Source organism: Halopenitus persicus (assembly GCF_900107205.1).
Classification (GTDB): domain Archaea; phylum Halobacteriota; class Halobacteria; order Halobacteriales; family Haloferacaceae; genus Halopenitus; species Halopenitus persicus.
The window spans coordinates 1-25,156 of the sequence record NZ_FNPC01000003.1 but is presented as its reverse complement, the minus strand read 5'-3'; the positions used below and the strand labels follow the sequence as shown (position 1 = coordinate 25,156).

Annotated in this window: 25 protein-coding genes; 10 read left to right on the top strand and 15 right to left on the bottom strand. The window is 69.1% G+C overall.

From position 1 onward, the window contains the following. Positions 1-66 precede the first annotated feature (66 nt). Both BLV25_RS05345 and BLV25_RS05340 read right to left on the bottom strand, forming a co-directional pair. Positions 67-372, bottom strand: coding sequence for a hypothetical protein (locus BLV25_RS05345; RefSeq protein WP_021075133.1), 306 nt, complete (start codon positions 370-372; stop codon positions 67-69). A 164-nt stretch (positions 373-536) separates the two neighbouring features. Next, positions 537-1,064 carry a DUF7523 family protein gene (locus tag BLV25_RS05340; protein WP_021075132.1) on the bottom strand — a complete coding sequence of 176 codons (528 nt, stop codon included), beginning with the start codon at positions 1,062-1,064 and terminating at the stop codon, positions 537-539. A gap of 148 nt (positions 1,065-1,212) precedes the next feature. Here BLV25_RS05340 and BLV25_RS05335 point away from each other — a divergent pair, with 148 nt between their 5' ends. Both BLV25_RS05335 and BLV25_RS05330 read left to right on the top strand, forming a co-directional pair. Then, on the top strand, positions 1,213-2,085 hold the full coding sequence (locus BLV25_RS05335) for a CbiX/SirB N-terminal domain-containing protein (RefSeq protein ID WP_021075131.1): 873 nt from the start codon (positions 1,213-1,215) through the stop codon (positions 2,083-2,085). Next, complete coding sequence (locus tag BLV25_RS05330) at positions 2,082-3,374, top strand: DR2241 family protein (RefSeq protein ID WP_176819439.1); 1,293 nt, start codon at positions 2,082-2,084, stop codon at positions 3,372-3,374. The genes BLV25_RS05335 and BLV25_RS05330 overlap by 4 nt, the downstream gene beginning before the upstream one ends. 27 nt (positions 3,375-3,401) lie before the next feature. On the opposite strand, the gene BLV25_RS05325 is transcribed toward BLV25_RS05330, so the two are convergent. From BLV25_RS05325 to BLV25_RS05310, 4 genes are all read right to left on the bottom strand, one after another. Beyond that, on the bottom strand, positions 3,402-3,989 hold the full coding sequence (locus BLV25_RS05325; protein WP_021075129.1) for a DUF7524 family protein: 588 nt from the start codon (positions 3,987-3,989) through the stop codon (positions 3,402-3,404). A 215-nt stretch (positions 3,990-4,204) separates the two neighbouring features. Further along, positions 4,205-4,399, bottom strand: coding sequence for a methytransferase partner Trm112 (locus BLV25_RS05320; RefSeq protein WP_021075128.1), 195 nt, complete (start codon positions 4,397-4,399; stop codon positions 4,205-4,207). A 184-nt stretch (positions 4,400-4,583) separates the two neighbouring features. Beyond that, positions 4,584-5,858 (bottom strand): MFS transporter, encoded by a 1,275-nt coding sequence (locus tag BLV25_RS05315; protein ID WP_092731269.1) that lies wholly within the window; start codon positions 5,856-5,858, stop codon positions 4,584-4,586. Positions 5,859-5,864: 6 nt separating this feature from the next. Further along, complete coding sequence (locus tag BLV25_RS05310; RefSeq protein WP_021075126.1) at positions 5,865-7,226, bottom strand: adenylosuccinate synthase; 1,362 nt, start codon at positions 7,224-7,226, stop codon at positions 5,865-5,867. 290 nt (positions 7,227-7,516) lie between these two features. On the opposite strand from BLV25_RS05310, the gene BLV25_RS05305 reads away from it, so the two are divergent. Continuing rightward, the gene (locus tag BLV25_RS05305) at positions 7,517-9,004 is read left to right on the top strand and encodes an aldehyde dehydrogenase family protein (protein WP_092731267.1); all 1,488 of its coding nucleotides are present in this window, start codon (positions 7,517-7,519) and stop codon (positions 9,002-9,004) included. Between the two features lie 45 nt (positions 9,005-9,049). Here the strand turns inward: BLV25_RS05305 and BLV25_RS05300 are convergent, their stop codons facing one another. Further along, positions 9,050-9,631 (bottom strand): GNAT family N-acetyltransferase, encoded by a 582-nt coding sequence (locus BLV25_RS05300; RefSeq protein WP_092731265.1) that lies wholly within the window; start codon positions 9,629-9,631, stop codon positions 9,050-9,052. Between the two features lie 184 nt (positions 9,632-9,815). Between BLV25_RS05300 and BLV25_RS05295 the strand changes: the two genes are divergently transcribed. Continuing rightward, positions 9,816-11,870 (top strand): AMP-binding protein, encoded by a 2,055-nt coding sequence (locus BLV25_RS05295; RefSeq protein ID WP_092731263.1) that lies wholly within the window; start codon positions 9,816-9,818, stop codon positions 11,868-11,870. A gap of 50 nt (positions 11,871-11,920) precedes the next feature. Here the strand turns inward: BLV25_RS05295 and BLV25_RS05290 are convergent, their stop codons facing one another. From BLV25_RS05290 to BLV25_RS05275, 4 genes are all read right to left on the bottom strand, one after another. Next, positions 11,921-12,676 carry a hypothetical protein gene (locus BLV25_RS05290; protein WP_092731261.1) on the bottom strand — a complete coding sequence of 252 codons (756 nt, stop codon included), beginning with the start codon at positions 12,674-12,676 and terminating at the stop codon, positions 11,921-11,923. A 90-nt stretch (positions 12,677-12,766) separates the two neighbouring features. Then, on the bottom strand, positions 12,767-13,936 hold the full coding sequence (dnaJ, locus tag BLV25_RS05285) for a molecular chaperone DnaJ (protein WP_039400576.1): 1,170 nt from the start codon (positions 13,934-13,936) through the stop codon (positions 12,767-12,769). Between the two features lie 147 nt (positions 13,937-14,083). Continuing rightward, positions 14,084-16,027: a molecular chaperone DnaK gene (dnaK, locus tag BLV25_RS05280; RefSeq protein WP_092731259.1), complete on the bottom strand. Its 1,944-nt coding sequence runs from the start codon at positions 16,025-16,027 to the stop codon at positions 14,084-14,086. Between the two features lie 146 nt (positions 16,028-16,173). Beyond that, on the bottom strand, positions 16,174-16,506 hold the full coding sequence (locus BLV25_RS05275) for an uS10/mL48 family ribosomal protein (protein WP_021074903.1): 333 nt from the start codon (positions 16,504-16,506) through the stop codon (positions 16,174-16,176). Between the two features lie 181 nt (positions 16,507-16,687). Here BLV25_RS05275 and BLV25_RS05270 point away from each other — a divergent pair, with 181 nt between their 5' ends. From BLV25_RS05270 to hpt, 4 genes are all read left to right on the top strand, one after another. Further along, positions 16,688-17,134 carry a bis(5'-nucleosyl)-tetraphosphatase gene (locus tag BLV25_RS05270; RefSeq protein WP_021074904.1) on the top strand — a complete coding sequence of 149 codons (447 nt, stop codon included), beginning with the start codon at positions 16,688-16,690 and terminating at the stop codon, positions 17,132-17,134. A gap of 119 nt (positions 17,135-17,253) precedes the next feature. Next, the gene (locus BLV25_RS05265) at positions 17,254-17,907 is read left to right on the top strand and encodes a hypothetical protein (RefSeq protein ID WP_049817652.1); all 654 of its coding nucleotides are present in this window, start codon (positions 17,254-17,256) and stop codon (positions 17,905-17,907) included. Positions 17,908-17,950: 43 nt separating this feature from the next. Next, complete coding sequence (locus tag BLV25_RS05260) at positions 17,951-18,586, top strand: hypothetical protein (RefSeq protein WP_021074906.1); 636 nt, start codon at positions 17,951-17,953, stop codon at positions 18,584-18,586. 114 nt (positions 18,587-18,700) lie between these two features. After that, the gene (gene hpt / locus BLV25_RS05255) at positions 18,701-19,270 is read left to right on the top strand and encodes a hypoxanthine/guanine phosphoribosyltransferase (RefSeq protein ID WP_021074907.1); all 570 of its coding nucleotides are present in this window, start codon (positions 18,701-18,703) and stop codon (positions 19,268-19,270) included. On the opposite strand, the gene BLV25_RS05250 is transcribed toward hpt, so the two are convergent. From BLV25_RS05250 to BLV25_RS05235, 4 genes are all read right to left on the bottom strand, one after another. Next, positions 19,267-21,033, bottom strand: a complete 1,767-nt coding sequence (locus BLV25_RS05250) for a sensor histidine kinase (protein WP_092731257.1) — start codon at positions 21,031-21,033, stop codon at positions 19,267-19,269. The genes hpt and BLV25_RS05250 overlap by 4 nt on opposite strands. 108 nt (positions 21,034-21,141) lie before the next feature. Next, complete coding sequence (locus BLV25_RS05245) at positions 21,142-21,444, bottom strand: transcriptional regulator (RefSeq protein WP_021074910.1); 303 nt, start codon at positions 21,442-21,444, stop codon at positions 21,142-21,144. 121 nt (positions 21,445-21,565) lie between these two features. Continuing rightward, positions 21,566-22,918 (bottom strand): gamma-glutamylputrescine synthetase, encoded by a 1,353-nt coding sequence (gene glnA2, locus BLV25_RS05240; RefSeq protein ID WP_092731255.1) that lies wholly within the window; start codon positions 22,916-22,918, stop codon positions 21,566-21,568. Positions 22,919-22,987: 69 nt separating this feature from the next. Further along, positions 22,988-23,743, bottom strand: coding sequence for an N-acyl homoserine lactonase family protein (locus BLV25_RS05235; RefSeq protein ID WP_092731253.1), 756 nt, complete (start codon positions 23,741-23,743; stop codon positions 22,988-22,990). 85 nt (positions 23,744-23,828) lie between these two features. Between BLV25_RS05235 and BLV25_RS05230 the strand changes: the two genes are divergently transcribed. Both BLV25_RS05230 and BLV25_RS05225 read left to right on the top strand, forming a co-directional pair. Then, positions 23,829-24,629, top strand: coding sequence for a M14 family metallopeptidase (locus tag BLV25_RS05230; RefSeq protein WP_021074913.1), 801 nt, complete (start codon positions 23,829-23,831; stop codon positions 24,627-24,629). A gap of 69 nt (positions 24,630-24,698) precedes the next feature. Continuing rightward, positions 24,699-25,156 (top strand): nucleotidyltransferase family protein (locus tag BLV25_RS05225; RefSeq protein WP_176819438.1); only part of this gene is annotated, 458 nt, incomplete at its 3' end.

The window sequence follows — 25,156 nt, the reverse complement described above, 5'->3', positions numbered from 1 at the left end:
GCTCGTCCCCGGTGTGTGATCACGCGGCGCGAGAAGCAGCCGGCGGTCGGTCAGGAACCGGTCGGATCAGTTCTCGACTTCGGTGGCGGAGTCGATCCGCATCTCGCCGAGCTTGTCGACCGTCTGGTCGAGCTTCTCGTCGAGCTCGTCGACGAACTCCTGGGTGCGCTCGGTGGTGATCGCGCCCTGACTGGACGGCTCGATGAGGTTTTCCTCCTCGAGCACGCGAAGCGAGTACCGAACCTTGTGGTGGGGGTAGCCGGTCTCGTTCGACATCTTGACGATGCCGATGGGTTCGTTCTCGATCACCATCTTCAGCACCTGCAAGTGCCGTTCCAACATATCGACTTCCTTCTCCAGTCGGTCTATCATGGCATATGTTAACTTGTCATCCCGGGGTTTAAAAGTTGCTGTCCGCGACGGGAGAACTGCCAACGGATGTGAACGTACCCCACGCGACACCTTAACCGTTCGGATCGGACACGAGTTCGGTGATCGATCGGGAGGGATCGGCCGACGAACCGATGTGTCCGCCCTCAGTCGATCTCCCGGTCGGGAACGGCGGTCAACGCGTCCTCGAGGACGCGAACCGCATCGGCACCCGCGAGGCGATCGACGACGAGGAGACACGTTTCACCGCCGGCCGCACACGCGTGGACGCCGATGCCGGCGATCCGAAGTCGACCGAGGACGTGCCCCAGGACGCCGGGACCGACCGAGCCGGTGGCCAGCACCGCGGTCAACTCGCCCTCCGGAACGACCGCGACGTCCCCGACGGTCGCGACGGGACGAGCGTCCTCGTCGGCGAGACGGTCGCGATCGACGATCGCCACCCCGCTCCGCATCGACACGCTGGCGCGAACGGCGGACCGATCGAGGTCGTCGAGGTTCGTCCCGAAGCGGCGGATCGCGGTGGCGATCGCGTCTGCATCGCCCTCGAGACCGACGGCGTGTGAGAGGAGCCACTCGGCGGCCGCGGCGTGGTTGAGAACGCCCGCCCGGAGCGCGTCGTGGAGGAACGGGTGAGCCCGAACCGCCGCACGGGTATCGGCTGCAAGCGACATATCCGCGGCTACCGCGGGCGGCGCCTTGAAACCGCCGACCCGGATCGTGCCGAGAGTGACGGCGCCCGTCTTCGGTCCCGTCGCCGATTCCCGTTCCCGCTGCCGTCGGCTCCGAAGTCCCTAAGGCCGGCGCGTCCCTGGATCCGATATGCAGTCGCTGGTCATCGTGGCCCACGGGTCACACCTCAATCCGGACTCGAGCGCGCCGACGTACGACCACGCGGACACGATCCGCGAGGCGGGCGCCTTCGAGGCGGTCCACACCGGGTTCTGGAAGGAGGAACCGCACCTCCGGGAGGTTCTCCGGACGGTCGAGAGCGACGAGGTGTACGTGGTCCCGCTGTTCGTCTCCGAGGGGTACTTCACCGAGCAGGTGATCCCGCGCGAGCTCCGGCTGGAGGGGTGGGACGTCGACCGGTGGGACTCCGACGGCCTCTCGGCGGACCAGGCGACGCTGACCGCGACCGACACGGGTCAGACCGTCCACTACTGCGGTCCGGTCGGAACCCACGAGGCGATGACCGACGTGGTGGTCCGTCGGGCGGAGACGGTGACCGACGACCCCGACGTCGGCGAGGGGTTCGGGCTCGCGGTGGTCGGCCACGGCACCGAGCGCAACGAGAACTCGGCGAAGGCGATCGAGTACCACGCCGACCGGGTCCGCGAGACCGGGCGGTTCGACGAGGTCAAGGCGCTGTACATGGACGAGGAGCCCGAGGTCGACGACGTGACCGACCACTTCACCGCGACGGACGTGGTCGTGGTGCCGCTGTTCATCGCGGACGGCTTCCACACCCAGGAGGACATCCCGGAGGATATGGGGCTCACCGACGACTACCGAACCGGCTACGACGTGCCGACGACCGTCGACGGCCACCGGATCTGGTACGCCGGCGCCGTCGGGACCGAGCCGCTGCTTGCCGACGTCGTGCTCGAGCGCGCCGCCGACGCCGGCGCCGACGTCGGCGACGCCGTGGAGACGGTTCGTCGGGAGACTCGCGTCGCCGCGGGGCACCCATGACGGCGAACACGCACGCCGACGACGCGAGCCGGGCCGAGGCCGCCGACCGGGGGGACGCCAGGGACCGTGGGAACGACGTCCCGTCGATCGACCTCCCGACCGCCGCGATCGACGCGCTGGCGCGAGCACCGAGCGACGACGAACGCTCGCCGACCCTCGCCGTGGACGGGTTTCGAGTCGCGTTCGACGACGCCGGCGACGCCGACGACGCCTACGTATTCGAGACGACGGATGGTCGGCGAACGGGGCTCTCACGGGAGGCGTTCGCGGAGGTCGCACACGAGCACGCGGTCGCCGTCGCCGACTGGTACGTCTTCGAGCACGTCGTCGACGACGAGGGACCGCGCGGCGCCTTCCTCCGCTGGCTGGAGGGGGCGACGGACCGGCTGGACCGGCTGGATGACGGCGAAACGGACGCCGAGGGGCCTGACTCGACGGCGGTCGAAGCGGCGATCCGTGACCGATACGCATCGCTGGCGACCGGCGTGACCCGGGAGTGGGGCGAGCTCCGCATCACGGTCACGCTCGCGGACGACGGCACGCGCCGGTACGAGATCCGGCACGTCGACGCGGCGGGGATCGACCGCGACCACCTCGAGGCGCACGAGGACCCCCGGACGGCGCGGTCGATCGCGAAACACGATTCTGACGGCCGGTACCGGCCGCTCAAGACCGCGCCGACGTTGACGGCCGGCTGGGTCTTTCCCGACCTCGACGCTCGGGAGTGTTACGAGACGGTCGAGACGTTCTACCCGGCGACCGTCGCGAACTGGGACCGGGAGCGGCGCGGCGCGCTCGACGTCTCCCACTGGCACGAGACGATGGCGCGGCAGACCGGCATCTACGGCGTGATCGAAACGTGGGACCGCGGCGAGGGCCACGAGCACGTCGAGTGGGTCGCGGAGACCTGCTGTGCGGACTCGCAGTGTCTCAAGCGCCGGGAGTGGGAGTACGACGCCGACACGCCCCTGTCGGTCGACGGCGGCGACGGCGTCTTCCCCTGCCGGGAGCCCTGCTCGCTCGTCGTCTCGGCCGCGCGCCAGTGGACGAAGCTCGAGTCGGAGTCCGAGCGGACCTACGAGTTCGACCTCACGCCCAGCGAGAAGGAGCAGATCGAGGCGATCATCGACGCGGTCGCGGACGGACGGGTCGAGGAGATCCGCGAGGCCGACGTCTACGAGGGCGCAAACCGGTATCGAACCCGGTTCCTCAGAGCCAAGCGGTTCGACGATGACGGAAACCTCTGTGGCGTCCCGACCGACCCCGACGAGGGGACCGACGGCGAGTAGCCGGTCGCCGGGAGACCGGACGACGGATCACCGAAGCACGAGCGCGAGCGCGAAGACGACGGCGGCGACGACGAGCCCGGCCGCCAGGAAGACCGCCGGCGTGTTCAAGGCGGCCCCGACCCCGAGCGCGATCACGACCGCGACCGCAGCAACCGCGACCGCGGGGCCGAGCCCGTCGCCGAAAACGGCGTCGACCGCGGCGACGACCCGCTCGAGAGTCGTCGGCTCCGGATCCCGTTCGGGGGGATCGGACAGGGCGTCGTCGACGGTAACCGACTCCGCTTCCGGTTCCGGCGCCGGCTCCACGACGACGGTGAGGTACGCGGTTCCGGACCCGTGGCCGACGACGGCCTTGAGCTTGCCGCGGACGGGTTGGTCGGGACGGTCCGAGCGCACGTCGACGTGAACGACGCGGCGCGCGTCCGCCTCGAGGAAGTGGTTCGTCTCCCCGAGGCGGGCGACCCGTCCGAGGTCGTCGTCGACGTTGAGGTGAACGTGGGCGGCCTGTCCCTGGTTGTCGATCGCGATCTCGAAGGGGCCCTCGACCGTGATCCGGTCGGGAGCCGCGATCGAGTGCACGCCGTCGCCGTTCACCTCGATCGGGATCGTCTGCACGTCTGCTACCTCGCGTGCGCGGTAGAAAAAGGTTCACGCCGGTCACGGCGCGCACGGGCCCCCAAGACGGGGCGGATACGACCGAGAGATGGTGGTGGTCGATCCTCGGGAGATGGTGGTGATCGATCCTCGAGAGATGGCGGCGGCGGATCCGGGAGACAACGCGGGCGGAGCGGTCCCGTGACCGGAGCCGCGGTACGAACGACGCGGCCGCCTCAGGCGGGTGCTTCCTCGCGCATATCCGGCGGGAGGAGGTTCGGGATGCCGTCCTCGATCGGGTACGTCTCCCCGCAGTCGGTGCAGGTGAGCGTGCCCTCGAGGACCTCCCCGTCCTCGCGGTCCTCGACCTCGAGCTCGAGGTCGTGTTTGTCCAGCGGACAGCAGATGATGTCGAGGAGCGACTCCTTCATGGCCGGCGGTAGGCGAGGGGCCGTCAAAAGTGTGCGGGTCCCGGTTCGGACCGGATTCGGCTTCGCGGTCGTTCGGATTCGGCTTCGCGGTCGTTCGGACTCGGCTTCGTGGTCGGTTCGAACTCGGTCGCGAGTCGGGCGGGATTCGGATCCAGCGGCGGGACCGCGGGACGAGCCCCGGACGTCAGCCGCGGCCGCGTCGGTAGAGCGCCGCCGAGGCGACCGCCGCAGCGGTCGGCACCAGCGCGAGCACGACGAACAGCGCCTGCTGCGTGGTGTAGGCCAGCACGGCCCCGCTGACGGCCGCGCCGAGCGACCCGATGCCGAAGGTCCCGAGGTACATATAGCCGTACGCCAGGCCGCGGTCTCCGGACCCGGTGTACTCGGCGACGACGGCCTGCATCAGCGGCTGTTCCCCGAACAGGACGAATCCGATCAGGAGACTGACGCCGACCAGCGCCGCGACGCCGAACGCCGCGGCCGGAACGAACGCGAGGCTGAGGACCGCAAGCAGCAGGAACGCGCCGATCGCGACCTGCTCGGGCGGGTACCGGTCGCTGAGCGTGCCGCCGAGGTACTGGCCGCCCATCCCGACGCACAGCAGCGCGACGTAGACGTATCTGGCGGGAGCGACCTCGCGGTCGAGGATGACGACCGGCTCGAGGACCGCCGAGTCGGACAGCACCTCCGGCAGGAAGGTGAGGATGCCGCGGTAGAAGAACCCCTGGAGGATCACGATCGCGAACACGAGCACGAAGGCGCCCGCGAACAGCAGCCGGGTGTCCGCGAGGACCTCGCGGACCGAGGGCGGGTCGCCGGTTCCAGGGTCGCCGGTTTCAGGGCCTCCGTGATCGGAGTCGGCGGCTTCGCCCCCATCAGTGCTCGTCCCGTCGGCGCCCGCGGCCGCCGCGGTTTCGTCGACGTCGACGAACGCCACCGCGATCGCGGCGAGGATGGCGGGGATCGCGAACGCCGCCGCGACCGCACGCCACGGAAGGACCAGCAACAGGAGGACGGCGACGAGCGGGCCGAGGGTGATCCCGAGGTTGCCCGCCATCCCATGGAAGGCGAACGCGGACCCCCGCTCCTCGATGCCGGTGCTGATGAGCCGGAGCCCCGAGGGATGATACAGGCTCGCGGCGGCGCCCCACAGCAGCAACGCGACCGTCAGACCCACGATCCCGCCGAATCCCAACAGCAGGAAGGCGAGTCCCATCCCGATCAGACACGTCATCACGAGTCGCTTCGAGCCGTAGACGTCGGCCGCGATCCCGCCCGGGAGCGCGCCGATGCCGAACAGGGCGTAGCCGACGGCCACGATCGTCCCCATCGTGCCCGTGCCGACATCGAAGGCGGCCATCCAGTAGGTGAGAAAGACCGGGATGGACATCTCGAAGGCGTGGACCATCCCGTGACCGGTCATCGCGATCGCGAGGATCGACCGGTCGTTGTCGTGCATCCGGCCTCAGGCGGTCTCGAAGGGGTTGACGAGCTCGATCGTCTCCTCACGGCCGGGACCGACGCCGACGGCGTAGACGGGCGCCTCGACCGCCTCGCTCAGGTACTCGAGGTACGCCTGCGTCTCCTCCGGCAGCGCCGCGAGGCCGGCGTCGACCCCCTCGTCCGCGACGGCCGACCAGTCCACGTCGGGCCACGGGTCGAACTCGCGGAAGACCGGCTCACACCGGCCCCACTCCTCGGTGGTCGCGGGCATCGAGTCGATGCGCTCGCCGTCGAGCTCGTAGGCGTCACACACCTTCAGCTCGTCGAGTCCCGAGAGGACGTCCACGTGGTTGACCGCGATCCCGGTGAAGCCGGAGACGCGCGCGGCGTGGCGGAGCATCGGCAGGTCGAGCCACCCGATGCGTCGCGGCCGGCCGGTGACGGTCCCGAACTCGCCGCCCCGCTCGCGGATGTGGTCGGCCAGCTCCTCCTCCCGGTCGGTGCCGTCGAGCTCGGTCGGGAGCGGTCCGGTCCCGACCCGCGAGAGGTAGGCCTTCACGATGCCGACGACCTCGCCCTGCCCGACGACGGTCGGGCCGACGCCGCTCCCGACCGCCGCGCCGCCGGCCGTGGGGTTCGAGGAGGTGACGTACGGGTAGATGCCGTGGTCGATGTCGATCGAGGTGCCCTGCGCGCCCTCGAACATGATGCGGTCGCCCGCCTGCCGTGCCTCGTGAAGGAACTGCGAGCAGTTGATCGCCATCCCGTCCGCGGCGAGCCGGTCGCCGTAATCGGCGTACTCCGCGATCAGGGCGTCGACGTCGAAGGCGTCGGCGTGGTCGCTGGCGGCGACGTCGAGGCCGTAGACCTCCTCGGCGAGCGCCCGCTTTTGCGGGACGACGTACTCGAGGCGGTCGCGGAGCACCTCCCGGTCGAGCAGGTCGCCGATCCGGATCCCGCGTCGACCCGCCTTGTCCTCGTAGGTCGGGCCGATCCCCCGGCCGGTCGTCCCGGCGTCGAGGTCGGAGTCGGATTTGACCTCCTCCTCGATGCCGTCGAGCACGCGGTGGTACGGCAGGATGGCGTGGGCGCGCTTGGCGACCCGGACGTCGGGGTCGAGCCCCCGCTCGCGCAGGCCGTCGATCTCCTCGAAGAGCGTGCGCGGGTTCACGACGCAGCCGTTCCCGAGGACGCCGACCTTGTCCCTGACGGCGCCGCTGGGAACCAGCGAGAGCTTGTACTCGTCGCCGTCCTCGACGACGGTGTGGCCGGCGTTGTCGCCGCCCTGATAACGGACGATCACGTCCGCGTCCCCTCCCCACCGGTCGACGAGGGCGCCCTTGCCCTCGTCACCCAGCTGGGAGCCGACGATGGTGACTGTCATACACCCGCCATTCTACAGGCCGCAGTAAACCGATTACGGTCCGCCCCGGGGACGGTTCGACGGCGGAATCGCGGGAGTGCGAACCGAACCACCGTTGCGACCGCTACGTTCCTCGGTCGCGCGCCCTGGCGCTCTTCCGCCGTGGCACCCCCGCCGCCGTGGCACTCCCCCCGCCGCCGTGGCACTTCCTCCGCCGCCGTGGCACTTCCCCCGCCGTCGTGACCCGCACTCGCGAACGGATCGCCTCGACACGATCATCTATACGGATCGCTACCGAACACCACGACCGTATGACCCAACTCGGGATCGACGACGACTGGAGCGCGCTGTACATCGACGGCGAATGGACCGGAGCCGACGGCGGGGAGACGATCGCGGTCGAGGATCCCTCCACGCGCGAGACCGTCGCGCACGTCCCGCGCGGGACGGCGGCGGACGTCGACGCGGCCTACGAGGCCGCCGCCGCGGCCCAGGAGGAGTGGGCCGCCGCGCCGCCGGCACGTCGGGAGGAGGCGATGCAGTCCCTGCTCGACGCGCTGGAGGAGCACCACGAGGCGATCGTCGACCTCCTGTCCCGCGAGGCCGGCGGGTCGCGGGCGATGGGGGAGACGTCGGTCCATCTCGCGACCGACCAGGCCGCGGAGGCCGCGACGCTCCCGCGCCGGATGAAGGGCGAGCACGCCGCCTCGAACGTCCCGGGCAAGGAGAACGTCGTCGAGCGGATCCCGGCCGGCACGGTCACGGTCATCTCGCCGTGGAACTTCCCGCTGAACCTCTCGATGCGGGCGGTCGCGCCCGCGATCGCGGCCGGCAACACGGTCGTGCTCAAACCCTCGACGAACACGCCGATCGTTGGCGGGCTGCTGTTCGCGAAGCTGTTCGCCGAGGCCGACCTGCCGGACGGCGTCCTCAACGTGGTCACCGGCCGTGGCTCGGAGATCGGCGACCGCGTGGCGAGCCACTCCGTCAGCGACGTGGTCGCCTTCACGGGGTCGACGCCGGTCGGGCGGCAAGTGGCGTCGCAGGCCGCGGAGAACCTCGCGACGCCGGCGATGGAGCTCGGCGGAAACAACGCCCACATCGTCACCGCCGAGGCGGACCTCGACCGAGCGATCGACGCCGCCGTCTTCGGTTCGTTCGTCCACCAGGGACAGGTGTGCATCTCCATCAACCGCCATCTCGTCCACGAATCCGTCCACGACGAGTACGTCGACCGGCTGGTCGAGCGCGCCGAGTCGATCCCGGCCGGCTCCGCACACGACCCCGAGACGATCGTCGGGCCGATCATCGACGAGTCACAGCGCGACGAGATGCTCGAGTACGTCGAGGAGACGGTCGCGGCCGGCGCGACCCTCGAGACCGGCGGCGAGACGGTGCCGCTCGAGGGCGTCGACGACTCGCTCGTGGTCGCGCCGACGGTGCTCTCGGAGGTCACCAACGACATGTCGGCCGCCTGCTTCGAGCACTTCGGCCCGATCGCGCCCGTGATCCCGTTCTCCGACGTCGACGAGGCGGTCGCGCTCGCCAACGACACGGAGTACGGCCTCTCGGGATCGGTTCACGCCGGCGACGTCGGCACCGGGAAGGCGATCGCCGACCGGCTCGAGACCGGGATGGTCCACGTCGGCGACCAGCCCATCAACGACGAGGCCCACGTCCCCTTCAGCGGCACCAAGGCCTCCGGGATGGGCGGGTACAACGCCGAGGAGTTCCTCCGTGAGGTCACCGAGACGAAGTGGATCTCGCTGCAACACGAGCCGCGGGAGTACCCGTTCTAGGCTCGCGGTGCGGCCGTCCGCGTTCGTCGCCGGACCGAGGGCGGATCAGCTGCCGGTGTCGTACTTATACGTGGCCGTGTCGGGGTCGATGCCGAAGTCCTCGGGCGACTCCTCGTGGTCGCTGTCGGTCTCCCCGTCGGCCGCGGCGTTTTTGAAGGCCTCCCGGGTGCCGGCCGGGAGGTCGAAGGCGTCGACCTCGATCCGGAGGCCGACCACCGACTCGTCGACCACCGAGCGCTTCTCCGAGAGCCGCTCGCGAAGCCGGTCGGGGAGGTCCTCGTCGGCCACCGGCTCGAAGCCGAACCGCTCGAGGTAGCCGGGCTCGTCGGTCAGGGTGTAGACGGTCTCGAAGCCCTCCGCGTCCGCGGTCTCGACGAGCCGTTCGATGACGTGCGCGCCCACGCCCTGTCCGCGCCAGGGCTCGAGTACGCCGATGCCCGTGAGCTCGCACAGCTCGGGATCGCCCTTGTGGATCCGGAGTCGACCGAACCCGACGCGCTCGTTCGACTCCTCGTCGACCGCGATGACGTAATCCCGCGAGCGAAACGCCATATCGTCGAGCCCCATCGCCTCGATGTGGTCGAGCAACCACGCTTCGTCCCGGTTTTTGGCATCACGGACGTACATATACGCGGCTAAGAACTCCCACGGTGAAAACCGTTCCCCGCGCCCATCCGCTCCTCCGCACCCACCTGATCCCCCCGCGCCCATCCGATTCTCCGCGCCCACCTGATCCCCCGCGACCGCCCGAAAACCGTCTTCCCGTCGATCGTACGAAACTACTTACCGGATCGATCACAAGACTCACGGGATGGATCCCCTCGAGGACTGCACGGAGATCGCCCACCGTCCGGACCCGGAAACCGCCGCGAAGACGAACGTCCGGGCGTTTATGCGTGAGTACGGGATCGACGACTACGACGAACTGATCGACCGGACCTGCTACGGGATCGACGGCGTCGCCGAGTCGGGCGTGGAGTGGTTCTGGGACGAGATCGTCGACTACCTCGGGGTCGAGTTCGACGAGCCCTACGACGCGGTTCGCGACGACGCCGACGGCCCACAGTTCTCGGAGTGGTACGTCGGCGGGAAGTTGAACGTCGCGCACAACGTCTGCGACCGCCACGCCGCGCCGGAGTCGCCGAACCGAGATCGCGTCGCGGTCGTCTGGGAGGGCGAACCCGGCGACGTCCGCGAACTGACCTTCCACGAGCTCGCCCGCGCAAGCGATCGGGTCGCCGCCTACCTGACGTCGGTCGGGACCGACCCCGGCGACACGGTGGGGCTGTACATGCCGATGGTCCCCGAAGTCGTCCCGATCCTCTACGGTTGTTTCAAAGTCGGCGCGATCGCCGTCCCGATATTCTCCGGGTTCGGGACCGAGGCCACCGCGACGCGGATCGCCGACGCCGAACCGTCGGTCCTGTTCACTGCCGACGGCTTCCACCGCCGCGGGTCGCCGGTGATGCTCAAGGAAACCGCCGACGCCGCGATCGAGGAGGCCGGTCACGTCGAGCACGTGGTCGTGTACGACCGTCTCGGTCGGACGCCCGCGGCGGAGCCGACAGCCGGAACGACTGGCCCGGAAGCAGGGAACGCCGCTGATCCGACCGCGGTCCCCTGGACCGACGGACGCGATGAAACCTGGGCGGCAGCGATCGACTCACAACCGGTCGGCTACGGCTCCGACTCGTTCCCGGCGGATCAGGAGTCGTTGCTGCTCTACTCGTCGGGGACCACCGGCGAGCCGAAGGGGATCGTTCACACGCACGCCGGCGTGCTCCTCCAGTGCAGCAAGGAGATCCACTTCGGGTTCGACCACCAACCGAGCGACCGGTTCTTCTGGGTCTCGGACGTCGGCTGGATGATGGGACCCTGGACGCTGATCGGCAACCATGCCTTCGGCGGCACGGTCGTGCTCTACGAGGGGGCCCCCGACCACCCGGATCCCGACCGCTTCTGGGAGCTGATCGAGAGACACGGCGTGACGACCTTCGGCGTCTCGCCGACGGCGATCCGGGCGTTGCGAAAGCACGGCGACGAGTGGGTGGACGCACACGACCTCTCGAGCCTGCGGCTGCTCGGGTCGACCGGTGAGCCGTGGGATCCGGAGTCCTGGCGGTGGTTCCACGAGACCGTCGGGAACGGGGAGTGTCCGATCATCAACATCTCCGGCGGGACGGAGATCTGCGGCTGTTTCCTGATGCCGATGCCCGACCGGCCGCTCAAGCCGTGCACGCTGGGCGGCCCGGGACTCGGCATGTGCGTGGACGTCGTCGACGAGGCCGGCGAGTCGGTCCGTGAAGCCGGCGAGCGCGGCTATCTGGTCGCGCGCGACTCCTGCCCGTCGATGACCAAGAGCCTCTGGTCGGGCGACGAGCGGTATCTCGAGGAGTACTGGTCGCGGTGGGAGGGCCTGTGGAACCACGGCGACTTCGCGCAGGTGGACGCCGACGGGTTCTGGTTCCTCCACGGTCGCGCCGACGACGCGCTGAACGTCGCGGGACGGAAGGTCGGCCCCGCCGAGATCGAGGGCGTCCTCGTCGAGCATCCGGCGGTCACCCAGGCCGCCGCGATCGGCGTCCCGGACGAGACGACGGGGACCGCGGTCGTCTGCTACGTCATCCTCGATCCCGAAGTCGAACCGACCGAGGACCTCCGGTCCGAGCTGCGGACGCTGGTCGGCGAGCAACACGGCAAGCCGTTTCGACCGCGTGCGATCCGTTTCGTCCCCGAGTTTCCCAAAACGCAGTCGGGGAAGGTCGTTCGCCGCGCCATCGCGGCGGCCCACCGCGGGGAGGACCCGGGCGACCGCTCGTCGATCGAGAACCCCGAAGCGATCGCACGGATCCGCGAGCTGCAGTGAGTGCCCCGAGAATCGACGATACCGCGCGGGGACGGTCGAACCGGCAGACCTCAGATCGGGACGTCGTCGGGATCGATGACGGTCGGGTCGGCGACGTCGATGGTGGTCGGGTCACCGGCCTCGGTTATCACCAGGTCGTCATCGGCGACGCCCTCGGCCTCGGCCGACGACAACACGGTGACCCCGCCGCCGCACAGCGGCGCGAGCACGCCGGCCACGACCGCGCCCGGGTGCGCCAGCGAGGACCGAAGGACGACCCGACGCGACGAAGTGATCCCGTACTGCTCGGCGATCGCCGTGGCTGCGGTGATCGCCTCGCCGTGAGTGACGGCATCGTCGCCGCCGGGCGAGTCCAATAACGGATCGTCGGGCTCGACCGTCGGCGACGGAAACGCCGGATTCTCGCTCCAGACGGTCTCCTCCCAGTGGGTGACGGCGGGATCGGCGGACTCCCCGCCCACGGCGACCACGCGCGTTCCCGGTCCCGCCTCCGCCGTGACGTCCGGGGCGTCGGCCGCCGGGACGACCACGGCCCGCGCGCCGGCCGCGAGGCTCGCGTCCACGTCGAACCGAACGCGCGCGCCCAGGAGGCCGGCGCCGAGGAACGCGAGGAGGAACGGTAGATCAGGGACCGGCGCGATCCCGACCGCGGCACCCCGGCGAACGCCCTCGTGCCGGAGCGCGTTGCCGGCCCTGTACGCGTTCGTGATCAGGTCGTGGCGGCTACGCTCCCGGCCGTCCGGCGTCACGAGCGCGGGATCGTCGCTTCGTCGATCGCGGGCGAGCGGGTCCGCAAGTGTCTCCATACGTCGACTCCGGCCGAGAGAGTCAAAAGCGTCCCTCTCGAGGGACGGTCGGCCGATCGGAGGGCCGGTTTAAAAGTATCTCTTCGGAGTTTAAAAGGAGCTCTTCAGCTTCTCGAAGAAGCCCTGCTCGACGTCGATCTCCTCGCCGCCGGCCTCGGCGAACGCCTCGAGCGCCTCGCGCTGCTCGTCGTTGAGCGAGTCCGGAACGACGACCTGCACCTGGACGTACAGGTCGCCGCGCCCCCGGCCGCGCAGCCGAGGCATCCCCTTGCCGGAGAGCCGGAACGTCTCGCCGCTTTGGGTGCCTGCCGGGACGTCCATCTCGACGGTGCCGTCGACGGCCTCGATCTGCACCGTGTCGCCGAAGACGGCCTGCGGGAACGAGACCGCCTCGTGGACGTGGAGGTCGGCGCCGTCGCGTTCGAACCGGTCGCCGACGTCCACGTCGACCTCGATGAGGAGGTCGCCGTTCGGCCCGCCGTTCTCGCCGGGAGCGCCCTCGCCCTCCATCCGGAGGCTCTGCCCCGACCGGATCCCGGCAGGGATCTCGACCGACAGCGTCGCCTCGTTGCGAACGACGCCGTCGCCGCCGCAGTCGTCACAGCGCTCGCTGTAGGTCTCGCCGGTCCCCTCACACCGGGGACAGGTCGTCGTCTGCTGGACGCGTCCGAGCGGCGTCTGTTGGACCTGCGTGACCTGGCCCTGGCCGTTGCACTGCCGACACGTCGAGACGTCCGCGTCCGGCGGATGGCCGGCGCCGTCGCAGGTGTCACACGTCTCGGGTCTGGTGACCGAGAACTGCTTGGTGACGCCCTCGAACGCCTCCTCGAGGTCGATCGTCACGCCCGTCCGGAGGTCCTGGCCCTGCCGCGGCCGGTTCGGGTCGCCGCCCCGGCCGCGACCGCCGCCGCCGAAGAACTGGTTGAAGATGTCCTCGAAGCCGCCGGCGCCACCGGCTCCGCCGGCACCGCCGAAGGGGCCGCCCGCGCCGCCGGCTCCGCCGCCGGCGCCCGACCCCGTCGCGCCGCGCTTCTCGGCCTCGACGAACCGGTCGTGGCCCAGCTGGTCGTACTGGCGGCGCGTCTCCTCGTCGGTGAGGACCTCCTTGGCCTTCTTGATCTTCTTGAACTTCTCCTCGGCGTCGTCGTGGTCGCTGACGTCGGGATGGTATTCGGCCGCCTTCTTTCGATACGCCTGTTTGATCTCGTCGACGTCGGCGTCCCGTGAGACCCCGAGTACGTCGTAGAAGTCCTCGCTCATGCGTGAAGTTCCGGTCTTGTGGCGTCGTAATTCGTCGGGCTACTTGAAAAGCGTGCACCCGACCCGCGGCCGAGCGCGGCCGATATCGTTCCGATGCGGGCGTGAACCGTCCGCTTGGATGGTTTCCGGTCGGCGGACGGGAACCGATTACTCCTCGTCCTCGTTCTCGTCGTCCACGTCCTCGAAGTCGGCGTCGACGTACTCGTCGTCGCCGGGCTCGCCGGCACCGTTGCCGGCCGCGCCGCCGGGCCCGGCACCGCCCATCCCGCCGGGGCCAGCGCCGCCCATTCCGCCCGGGCCGGCGCCCGCAGCGCCGGCGCCGCCGGCGGCACCGGCCTGGGCCGCCTGCTCCTGGTACATCTGCTTGCCGATCTCCTGGAGCTGGTCGGCCAGATCCTCCGTGGCCGACTCGATCTCGTCGATGTCGGCGTCCTCGTCGGCGAGGACGTCCTCGACGTCGTCCATCGCGGCCTCGATCTCCGCGATCACGTCGTCGTCGACGTTCTCCTCGTTCTCCTCGATGAGTGTCTCGGCGCGCTGGACCGTCGACTCGGCCTCGTTGCGGGCCTCGATCCGCTCGCGGCGCTTCTCGTCCTCCTCGGCGTGCTGTTCGGCCTCCTCCTGCATCTGCTCGATCTCCTCGTCGGAGAGGCCGGCGCCGCCCTCGATGGTGATCGACTCGGCGTTGCCCGAGCCCTGGTCCTCGGCCTCGACGTTGACGATCCCGTTCTCGTCGATGTTAAAGGAGACCTCGATCTGCGGCGTTCCGGCCGGCGCCGGCGGGATGCCGGTGAGCTGGAAGGCGCCCAGCAGCTCGTTCTCCTCGGCGATCTCGCGTTCGCCCTGGAAGACGCGGACGTTGACCGACGTCTGGTTGTCCGCGGCGGTGGTGAAGACCTTGGAGGCCTCCGTCGGGATCGTGGTGTTCTTCTCGATGAGCCGCTCGAAGAGGCCGCCCTTCACCTCGATGCCGAGCGACAGCGGCGTCACGTCCAGCAGGACGATGTCGTCGACGTCGCCCGAGAGCACGCCGCCCTGGACGGCCGCGCCCAGCGCGACGGCCTCGTCGGGGTTGACGTTCTTCTTCGGCTCCTGGCCGACGAGCTCCTCGACCTTCTCCTGGACCTGCGGCATCCGGGTGGATCCGCCGACGAGGATGACCTCGTCGATGTCGTCCTTTGCGTAGCCCGCGTCCTCGAGCGCCTGCTCGGTCGGACCGACGGTCCGCTCGAGGAGGTCCTCGGTCAGCGACTCGAAGGTGGCCCGCGTGATCGACTGCTCGAGGTGGACCGGGCCGGAGTCGGTCGCCGTGATGAACGGCAGGTTGACCGTCGTCTCCTTCTTGTTCGACAGCTCGATCTTCGCCTCCTCGGCGGCCTCCGTGAGCCGCTGGAGGGCCTGCCGGTCCTCGCGGAGGTCGATCCCGTGGTCGTTCTCGAACTCCTCGGCGAGGTGGTCGATGATCGCCTCGTCCCAGTCGTCGCCGCCGAGGTCGTTGTCGCCGTTGGTCGCGACGACCTCGTAGACGCCGCCGCCCAGATCGAGGATGGAGACGTCGAAGGTGCCGCCGCCCAGGTCGTAGACGAGGACGGTCTGGTCGGACTCGTCGTCGAGGCCGTACGCCATCGCGGCCGCGGTCGGCTCGTTGACGATCCGGTCGACCTCGAAGCCGGCGATCTCGCCGGCGTCCTTCGTCGCCTGTCGCTGCTTGTCGTTGAAGTAGGCGGGAACGGTGATGACCGCCTTCTCGATCTCGTCGCCCAGGTACTCCTCGGCGTCGCGTTTGATCTTCTGGAGGATCATCGCCGAGACCTGCTCGGGCGTGTACTCCTCGTCCTCGATCGCCACGGTGTAGTCCTCCTCGCCCATGTGCCGCTTGATGGACTGGATCGTCCGGTCGGGGTTCTGTACCGCCTGGTTCTTGGCGGGCTTGCCGACCAGCCGCTCCCCGTCGTCGGAAAACGCGACGATCGACGGCGTCGTTCGGTCGCCTTCGGCGTTCGCGATGATCTCGGGGTCGCCGCCCTCCATCACCGCAAACGCGGAGTTCGTGGTACCGAGGTCGATACCGAGGATCTTGTTGCTCGCCATCTTGGGAGGAAATACCGGTTTGCGTCGGTTAAAGGTTACTAGACGGGACCGATCGCCGGTTCAGAGTACCACGCCGCAGTCGGTCGATTTGGGCTATCGCTGAGTGCTCACGGTCGGAGTATTTATACTGATCCTCTTTTCAACCGTCAGTCGCGACCGTGACCGAGCGGCTTCTTCCGGTCGACCTCGACCTCGACGTGGACGGAGTCGGGGAAGTCGCGGTCGACCATCTCGCGGGCGATGTCGTCGGACCCGTGGATCTCGAGTTTGCGCGCGTAGACGGTGTATTCCCACGGCGAGAACTGGTCGCCGGGTCGGAGTTGTTTATAAAGCTGCACGCGCGTTCGCTCGGGCGAGAAGGAGTGAGGGCCCTTACACTCCACGCCCTTTCGCTCGAGCGTCCGGTGGAGGTCCTCGACGGTCTCCTCGAGGACGCGCCGGTCGCCGGATTCGAAGGAGAGTTTGGTGACGAAGGTCATCGCTGGGGATATCGATCGTGGGGCGCCGACGGGTAAAAACGCACCTACATCCGGTCGCGTGGCGTGAGGGGGCACGCGTCGAGAATCGGGCGCCGTGGTCCGGCGACGGTCACGGACCGGCCGACGTGGCGGGGTGTCGCGTCCGACACCCTCTTTAGCGGCGACCAAGTAGAAGCCCGCAATGACGGTCGAAGCGACGAGCGCTGGAGCCATCCTCTTCCGCGACACCCGCGGCCACCGGGAGTACCTGCTCCTGAAGAGCCGTCCGGGGGACTGGGAGTTCCCCAAAGGCGGGGTCGAGGGGAACGAGGAGCTCCAGCAAACGGCGATCAGGGAGGTCGAGGAGGAGGCGGGAATCTCGGATTTCCGCCTCATCGACGGCTTCCGCGAGGAGTACGATTACGTGTTCGAGGCGAACGGCGAGACCATCCACAAGACGGTCCACCTGTTCATCGCGCGCTCCTTCGAGGCGAGCGCCGAGCTCTCGAAGGAACACCGCGACCTCCAGTGGCGCGATTACGACCAGGCGATCAACACGATCACCCAGGACGGCCCCCGCGAGATCTTCGAGGAGGCCCACGAGTATCTCGACGAGATCCAGGCCGAGGAAGACGGCCAGTACGGCTAGGCGCTCCCGAACGGCGGCCCCGTTCCCGGTGATCCACGACCGATGATCCAGTCCCGGTGATCCACGACCGATGATTCAGCAGCACCACTCCGGACGACGCCCGACGGGATCGACCGACGATGACTGACGCTGACGCCGACCTCATGGCGTCGTTGTTCCGCGACACGCGACGGAACGCGCTGATCGGCTGGGTGCTCGTCGGGCTGGTCGGGCTCGTGTTCCTCGAGAGCCTGCTGCCGCTCGACGCCCAGTGGCTCATCGTCTCGGCGACCACGGCGGGCGTGATGGCGCTGCCGGCGGTCGCGCGCCGCGACTGGCGCGTGATGCTCCCGTGGGAGCTGCTCGTGCTCGCCGCGCTGCCGCTCGCGGCACGAGCGCTCGCCCCGGGCGTCGAGATCGGCGTCTTCGCGACCTACCTCTCGCTCGCGGCGCTCGCGCTGCTCGTCGTCGCCGAGCTGGACATGTTCACGCCGATGCGGGTGACCCACTGGTTCGCGGTCCTGCTGGTCGTCGTGGCGACGCTGGCGACCGCGGCGCTGTGGACGATCGCCCGCTGGGGATTGGACCGGACGCTTGGAACGACCTACCTCGCCGACAACGAGGCGCTGATGGTCGAGTTTCAATGGGTGACGATCGCGGGAATCGTCGCCGGGCTGCTGTTCGATCTGTACTTCCGCCGGCGCGACCGCGCACTCACACGGCGGCTCGAGCGGGAGCTCGGCGACGCCGGAACGACTGGATCCGCGGCCGAGGACGGGAGGCGGTCCGAATGACGAAGGCCGGTCCGGGCCGGATGGCGAACGGAGGTCGATCCCGATGATCCGACGACTTCGGGCGACGCTCCCGACCGCAACCAAACGCGGACTCGCGCGGACGATGCAGGCGGTCCTCGTCGTGCTGATCGGCTACGGGGTCTGGGTCGGCGAGCCGAAGACGGTCACGAACGGCGCCGCGGCGCTGGCGATCACCTTCGCGCCCGCGGTCATCGAGCGGAACTACCGCGTTCCGATCGACCCGTTTCTGGCGTTCTGGCTCACGACCGCCGTGTTCCTGCACACGCTCGGGTCGGCCGGCCTCTACGCCTCCGTGGGCTGGTGGGACCACATCACGCACGCCACCTCGGCGTCCGTGGTCGCCGCGATCGGGTACGTCGCCGTCCGCGCCGTCGACGCCCACCACGACGAGATCCGCCTTCCGCGACGCTTCTTCGTCGTCTTTCTCGTGGCGTTCGTGCTCGCGTTCGGCGTGGTCTGGGAGCTGTTCGAGTTCGGCCTCGACGTCTTCGCTGCCAGGACCGGCATCTCGATGCCGCTGGCCCAACACGGGCTCGACGACACCGTCAAGGATCTGGTGTTCAACTCGATCGGCGCGCTGATCGTCGGGGTCTGGGGCCAGGCGTACCTCACCGGCGTCGGCGAGCGCGTCCTGGACCGGCTCCCGCCGGACGACTGACTACCGGGCGAGTCCCCGGGAGAGGGCTCGCGGGTGGGTCGTGATCGAGTGGGAGACCGGCGCACGCACGGCGATAACCGCCAGGCTTTATCCGACCGGGTCTGTACCGGCGACATGGACCAGCTGGAGCAGTCCCTGCTCGACGCCCCGATCATCGAGAAAGGCGAGTACGAGTACTTCGTCCATCCGATAAGCGACGGGGTTCCGATGCTCGAGCCGGAGCTCCTCCGGGAGATCGTCATCCGGATCATCCGGAAGGCCGAGCTCGAGAACGTCGACAAGATCGTCACCCCGGCCGCGATGGGGATCCACATCTCGACGGCGCTGTCGCTGATGACCGACATTCCGCTCGTGGTCATCCGGAAGCGCCAGTACGGCCTCGAGGGCGAGGTCCCGCTGTTTCAGGAGACCGGCTACTCGGAGTCGGAGATGTACATCAACGACGTCGAGCCCGGCGACCGCGTGCTCGTGCTCGACGACGTCCTCTCGACGGGCGGCACGATGAAGGCGATCCTCGACGCGCTGACGAACGACATCGGCGCGGACGTCGTCGACGTCGTCGCCGTCATCAAGAAGGCCGGCGAGAACGAGCTCGACGACACCGATTACACCGTCCGGACCCTCATCAACGTCACCGTCGAGGACGGCGAGGTCGTCATCGTCGACGCCCACGGCGACGGCTAACGCGGCCGGACCGTCGACCCGTCATCGTCGTCCCCGGCGAAGCCGGATTCGGCGTCGTCCACGGTGAAACCGGACTCGGCATCGTCCCCGGCGGGATCGACGCCGGCGAACTCGAACCGGGCGCCGCCGGTCGCCCCCTCGGTGGCGGTGACGTCCCAGCCGTGCGCCTCCGCGATCTCCGAGACGATCGCGAGGCCGAACCCCGTCCCGTCCCGGTTGGTCGTGTAGCCGTACTCGAAGACCTCCTCGCGGCTCTCCTCGGGGATCCCCGGTCCGTCGTCCGCGACGTAGAACCCGGTCCCGTCCGGGAGCGCGCCGACCGTCACGCGGACGTCCGAACCGCCGTGCTCGATCGCGTTCCTGAACAGGTTCTCCAGCAGCTGTTTGAGCCGGTCGGCGTCGGCCCGGAACGCGGGATCGTCCGCGACGGCGAGCGTGGCCGCGTCCGCCTCGATCACGCTCCAGGCCGCCTCGGCGACGGCCTCGAGCCGGACGCGCTCAGTCTCGCCGATCGGTTGTCCCTGTCTGGCCAGCGTGAGGACGTCGGCGATCAGCTCCTCCATCCGGTCGAGCGCGTTCGCGGCCGCCGCGAGGTGTTCGTCGTCGCCGGTTTCCAGGGCGAGTTCGACTCGACCCTGCGCGACGTTGAGGGGGTTCCGCAGGTCGTGGCTCACCACGCTCGCGAAGCGGTCGAGCCGCTCGTTCTGACGCTCCAGCTCCGTTCGGTAGCGCTCGCGGTCGGTGACGTCCGCGATCGTGAGGAGCCGGCCGAGGTGACGCGACCCGGCCGTGAACGGACCCACGGAGACGCGATAATACCGAGTCTCGCCGTCCCGGTCGACCGGACAGACGTCGGTTCCCGACTCGACCGCCGCGGCGAGTTCGGGCAGCGCCTCCGCGAGCGGCTCGCCGATGACGACGCGGTCGGCGATCTCCGGAAAGCACCGCCGTGCGCTGACGTTGTAGTCCCGGACCCGGTCGTCGTCGTCGAGCACGATCACCGGTTCGTCGGTCTCGTGGGCGATGCGCGTCGCCTGGAACCGGTCGTAGAAGACGAACAACACGCCGACGGCGAAGACGGCGACGCCGAGGGGCTCGTAGGTCATATCGATCAAGCCGGGATGCAGCGTCCCGATGACGTCGAGCACGAGCGGAAGTCCGGTGATCCCGACGAGCACCGCAAGCGGCGTGGTGTCGGCACCGACCTGCGTGAACTGCTCGACGAGCATGAAGATCCCGACGGTCGCGAGCGCGTACGCCAGTCCCATCGCGATCCAGTGACCGACCAGATGGTGAATCCCGAGGTGGGGAAACGGCGTGGTGCTGGGCTCGACGGTGAAGTAGATCCCGTGTATCGGGTTGGTGAACTTGACCGCGAGCACCGCGAGGAAGACCCCGACGGCGGCGCGCCGGTAGACGGGCTGTCGATGCAGCGTTCGCCCGGTGTAGGCCGAACAGAAGTAGAGCCACGCGCCGATCGTCGAGAACCCGGCCACGAGCCCGGCGACGTACAGCGGGACCGCCAGCGAGCCTTGCCCCGCCAGCAGGAACCCGACGTGGGCCGTCGCCCAGAGCCCGCTGAGCACGAGCAGCGAGACCAGCCCGACGCGAACGTCCGGATCGTCGAACGTGCGTGCGCGAGGGACGCTCGCGAAGCAGGCCACCGCGGCGGCGGCGAACGCCAGCACGTAGATCGCGAACGGCGCCGACACCGACGGGATCGACTGAGCGAGCACGCCCCGAGATAGTGGACAGACCACCATAGGTGTTTATCCGATCGCGGCCTCGCCGAGGTGATCCGCCATCGGATCGGCCGCCAGGCGGGGACCCATCAGGGGCGTCATCGGACGAACCACACCCGGGTCGACCGGCTAGTCGGGCTCCTCGATCCGGTAGACCGGCTCCTCGATCCGCTCGGACCGACACTCCGGGCACCGTGAGGGACGTCCCAGACGGTCGTCGAACCGGTCGAACCCGCAGTCGGGACAGGTCGGCGGCGCGACGAGGAATCGTTCGTCCGTCCCGACCGACTCCGCGACGTGCTCGAGGTGGTCGTAGACGACCGGCACCGGCACCGCGAGTTCCGCTGCCAGTTCGCTTGCGGTGGCCTCACCGTCGCGGAGTCGGTCCGCGATCCGCTGTCTCGTCGTGCGGTCGGCGTCGGCGGGGGGCATACATCACCGTACGGGACGAACGAGATAAGCGTCCGGATCGATGCGGGGAGACGGGGCCGCGTCACGACCGGCTGCATCGCGACGGGCTGGGGCCGAGCGATGGTGTCCGGTCCGTCCCCCGTCAGAACGCGCGATCGAGGTAGTCGGACTCCCACTCCCCGTCCGTGGTGGACTGGTCCCACTCGCTGCGTTTGACCTCGATGAACGACCGGTGAAGCGGGTCTCCGAGCGCCGACCGGAGAACCGCGTCGGCCTCGAGCGCGTCGATCGCCTCCGCGAGCGTCGCCGGCAGTCGTTCGATCCCGCGGTCGGCCAGCGCCGCCTCATCGAGCGATCCCGGATCCCGGTTGAGCGGCTCGCCCGGATCGAGCTCGCGCTCGATCCCGTCGATCCCCGCCGCGAGCAGCGCCAGCTGTGCGAGGTACGGGTTGGTCGTGTTGTCGGCCGGCTTGAACTCGACGCGCGTCGTGGCCGCCGGGTCCGCGGTGCTCACGGACGGCACCCGAACCGCGGCCTCCCGGTTGTCGTGGCCCCAACAGGTGTACGCCGACGCCCACATCCCGGGCGCGAGTCGGTCATAGGACTCGACCGTCGGTGCGGTGATCGCAACGAGCGCCGGCGCGTGCTCAAGGAGCCCGCCGACGAAGTGTCGCCCGGCCTCGCTGAGGGGATACCGTCCCCCGTCGTCCGGGTCGTGGAGGACGTTTTCCCCGTCACGCCACAGCGAGAGGTGGACGTGGCAGCCGGTCCCGGGAAGCTCCGGGAACGGCTTCGGCCGGAACGTCGTGTCGATGCCGTGGTCGTTCGCCACGGCGGTGACGGTTTCGGTGAACAGGACCTGTGCGTCGGCGGCCGTGATCCCCGACTCGTGCTCGACGACCAGCTCCTGCTGTCCGGGGCCGTACTCGGGGTAGTAGGCGGCGAGGTCAAGGCCCTGTTTGGCGAGCGCGTCCACGGTGTCGAGGATCACGTCGTGTGCGCTGCGCATCCCGTCGGTCGAAAAGCACGTGCTGCCGTCGATGGGAACCGTCTCCCCGTCCTCGTCCTGCCGCGTGTAGTAGAACTCGCTCTCGAAGGAGAGCGTCGCGGTGTATCCGTCCGCCGCGAGCTCCTCGAGATACCGCCCCAGCTGTGCGCGCGGGCCGGCCGCCCACGGCTCGCCGTCCAGATCGTGCAGGTCGGCGAGCAGCAGGCCGGCGCGGTCGTCGTACGGAAGCACGGTGAACGTCTCGGGGTCCGGCACGATCCGAACTTCACCGGCGGGTCCGTAGCTCCCTTCGGGGGCGAGCCGGTCGAGGGCGTTGAACGACTGCATCGCGTGCGTGACGTTTGTTCCCTGCTCGAGCACGCGCTCGAGCGAGTCCGTGTCGACCACCCGCCCGCGGGGCACCCCGCTGTTGTTCACGAACACGATCCGAACCAGATCGACGTTCGACTCGGCGGCTTGGCGAAGGACGTCCTCGGCGTCGGTCATACCGTACCCTACCCGTCGTGCGTGACTAAGTGACGACTGTTCCGGCAAAACGTATCGCTACCTCGGTCGCTACGTTCGATCCGATCCGACCGGGTTCGCTTCGAGGATCTCCCACTCGTGGCCCGGAAGGATCCGATCGGCCCGGTCGGAGACGTCGTGGGCACTCTCCCACCACTCGAAGTCGTTCATCGTCGCTCCCCGCCGGAACGGCGCCGGCCCGTCCTCAAGAACGTTCTCGAAGGTCGGCAGCGCGTCGGCGGCGATCACGGTCGTTCCCGCGTCGGTCTCGACCGCCAGGGACTGGTGTCCGACGGTGTGGCCCGGCGTTGGGAAGGCGGTGACTCCCGGCGCCAGCTCCGTCTCGCCCTCGATCGGGGTCAGGTCCCGAGACAGCCAGGGCGGCTCCCGGCCGAGCGACTTCGCCTCGTACCGAACCGCATGCATCGGGTAGGGGGCGATGGCGTACTGGAGCTCACGCCGCTGGACGTAAATCGGGACGTCCTCGTTGAACAGCTCGAGGTTGTAACAGTGGTCCCAATCGAGATGGGAGAACACGATCGCGTCGACGTCCGACGGCGCGGCCCCTTCGGCTTCGAGCGCCGCACGCAGCGTTCGGTCGGCGGATCGACGACACTCGAACCCCGGATGGCGCTCCGTCATCAGATCCGGCGGGCCGAAGCTCGTGTCCACGAGGATCGTGCGATCCGCGGTCTCGATCAGAAACGTCGTCGAAGGGGCCTCGATCCGTCCCGACCGGCCGGCGACGAGCACGTCCGCGTCCATCGTCAGCGACCCGCAACACATCGGGGTCACGCTGGGGGACATACGAGGACCGTGCGAGCCACGCGGGATAAGTCCGGCGTCCCGTCGGACCGAACCGTTTTTGCGGCGGCGGGTCCCCCGGTGGGATATGCGCGTGGAGACGATTGAACCGGACGACGGGGACGGGGCGAAGCGCTCCCCGATCGCCGCGGTCGGCGGAGTTCACGGCGACGAACCGTGCGGCGTTCGAGCGATCGATCGCTTCCTCGAGACGGACCTCCGCGACCGAATACGACGGCCGGTCAAGCTGATCGTCGCCAACGAGGCAGCGCTCGCGGCCGGCGACCGCTTCCTGGAGTCGGACCTCAATCGGTCCTTCCCCGGCGATCCGAACGGTGACGCACACGAGGAGCGACTCGCGCACGATCTCCTGCGGGAGATCGAGGACTGTTTCACGCTCGGCTTTCACGCGACCGTCTCCGATGACCGCCCGTTCGGGACGCTGGCTGACCCCACGCCCCGGAAGGCACGGGTGATGCGGGCGCTGCCGCTCGATCACGCGGCCGACTTCACCGGCGTCGTCGAGGGACGGAGCGTCACGCTCCCCGGCTTCGTCAACGTCGAGGCCGGTTACCAAGGGTCGGACGCCGCGGCCGACAACGCGTTCGACTGTCTGGTGGCGTTTCTCCGCGCGACGGACGCCCTCCCGGGGGACGTGACGCCGTCGCCGACCGGCCACTTTCGAGTCCGCGAAACGATCGAGAAACCGCCCGGACGGTCCTACCGCGTTCACGTCGAGAACTTCGAACGCGTTCCCGCGGGGACGACCTACGCTACGGTTGACGACCGTGAGCTTCGCGCCGCGGAGCCGTTCCGGCCGGTTCTGCTGTCCGCGGACGGCCACGACACCCTTCTCGGGTATGCCGCGGACCGCGTCGGCCAGCTATGAACGGCCGTGAACTACCGACCGTCCCGAGACGGAAAGAATGATACGATGCCTGCCCGTCTGCGCGAGTATATGAAGGCGGTTGTCCTCGCCGGCGGGTACGCGACGCGGCTATGGCCGATCACGAAGGATCGACCCAAGATGTTCCTCCCGATCGGCGACCACACGGTCATCGACGAGATCTTCGCGGATCTGGAGGCCGACGACCGGATCGACGAGGTGTTCGTCTCCACCAACGAGCGCTTTGCGGGGGAGTTCGAGACGTATCTCGCGGAAACGGCGTTCGAGAAACCCACCCTCTCCGTCGAGGACACCACCGACGAGTCCGAGAAGTTCGGCGTCGTCGGCGCGCTCGCCCAGCTGGTCGACCGCGAGGGCATCGACGAGGACCTCGTCGTCGTCGCCGGCGACAACCTCATCAGCTTCGACATCGCCGAGTTCGTCGACTTCTTCGCGGACGCCGGCGAGCCAGCCCTGGCCGCCTACGACGTCGGCTCCCGCGAGAAGGCCAAGTCCTACGGCCTCGTCGA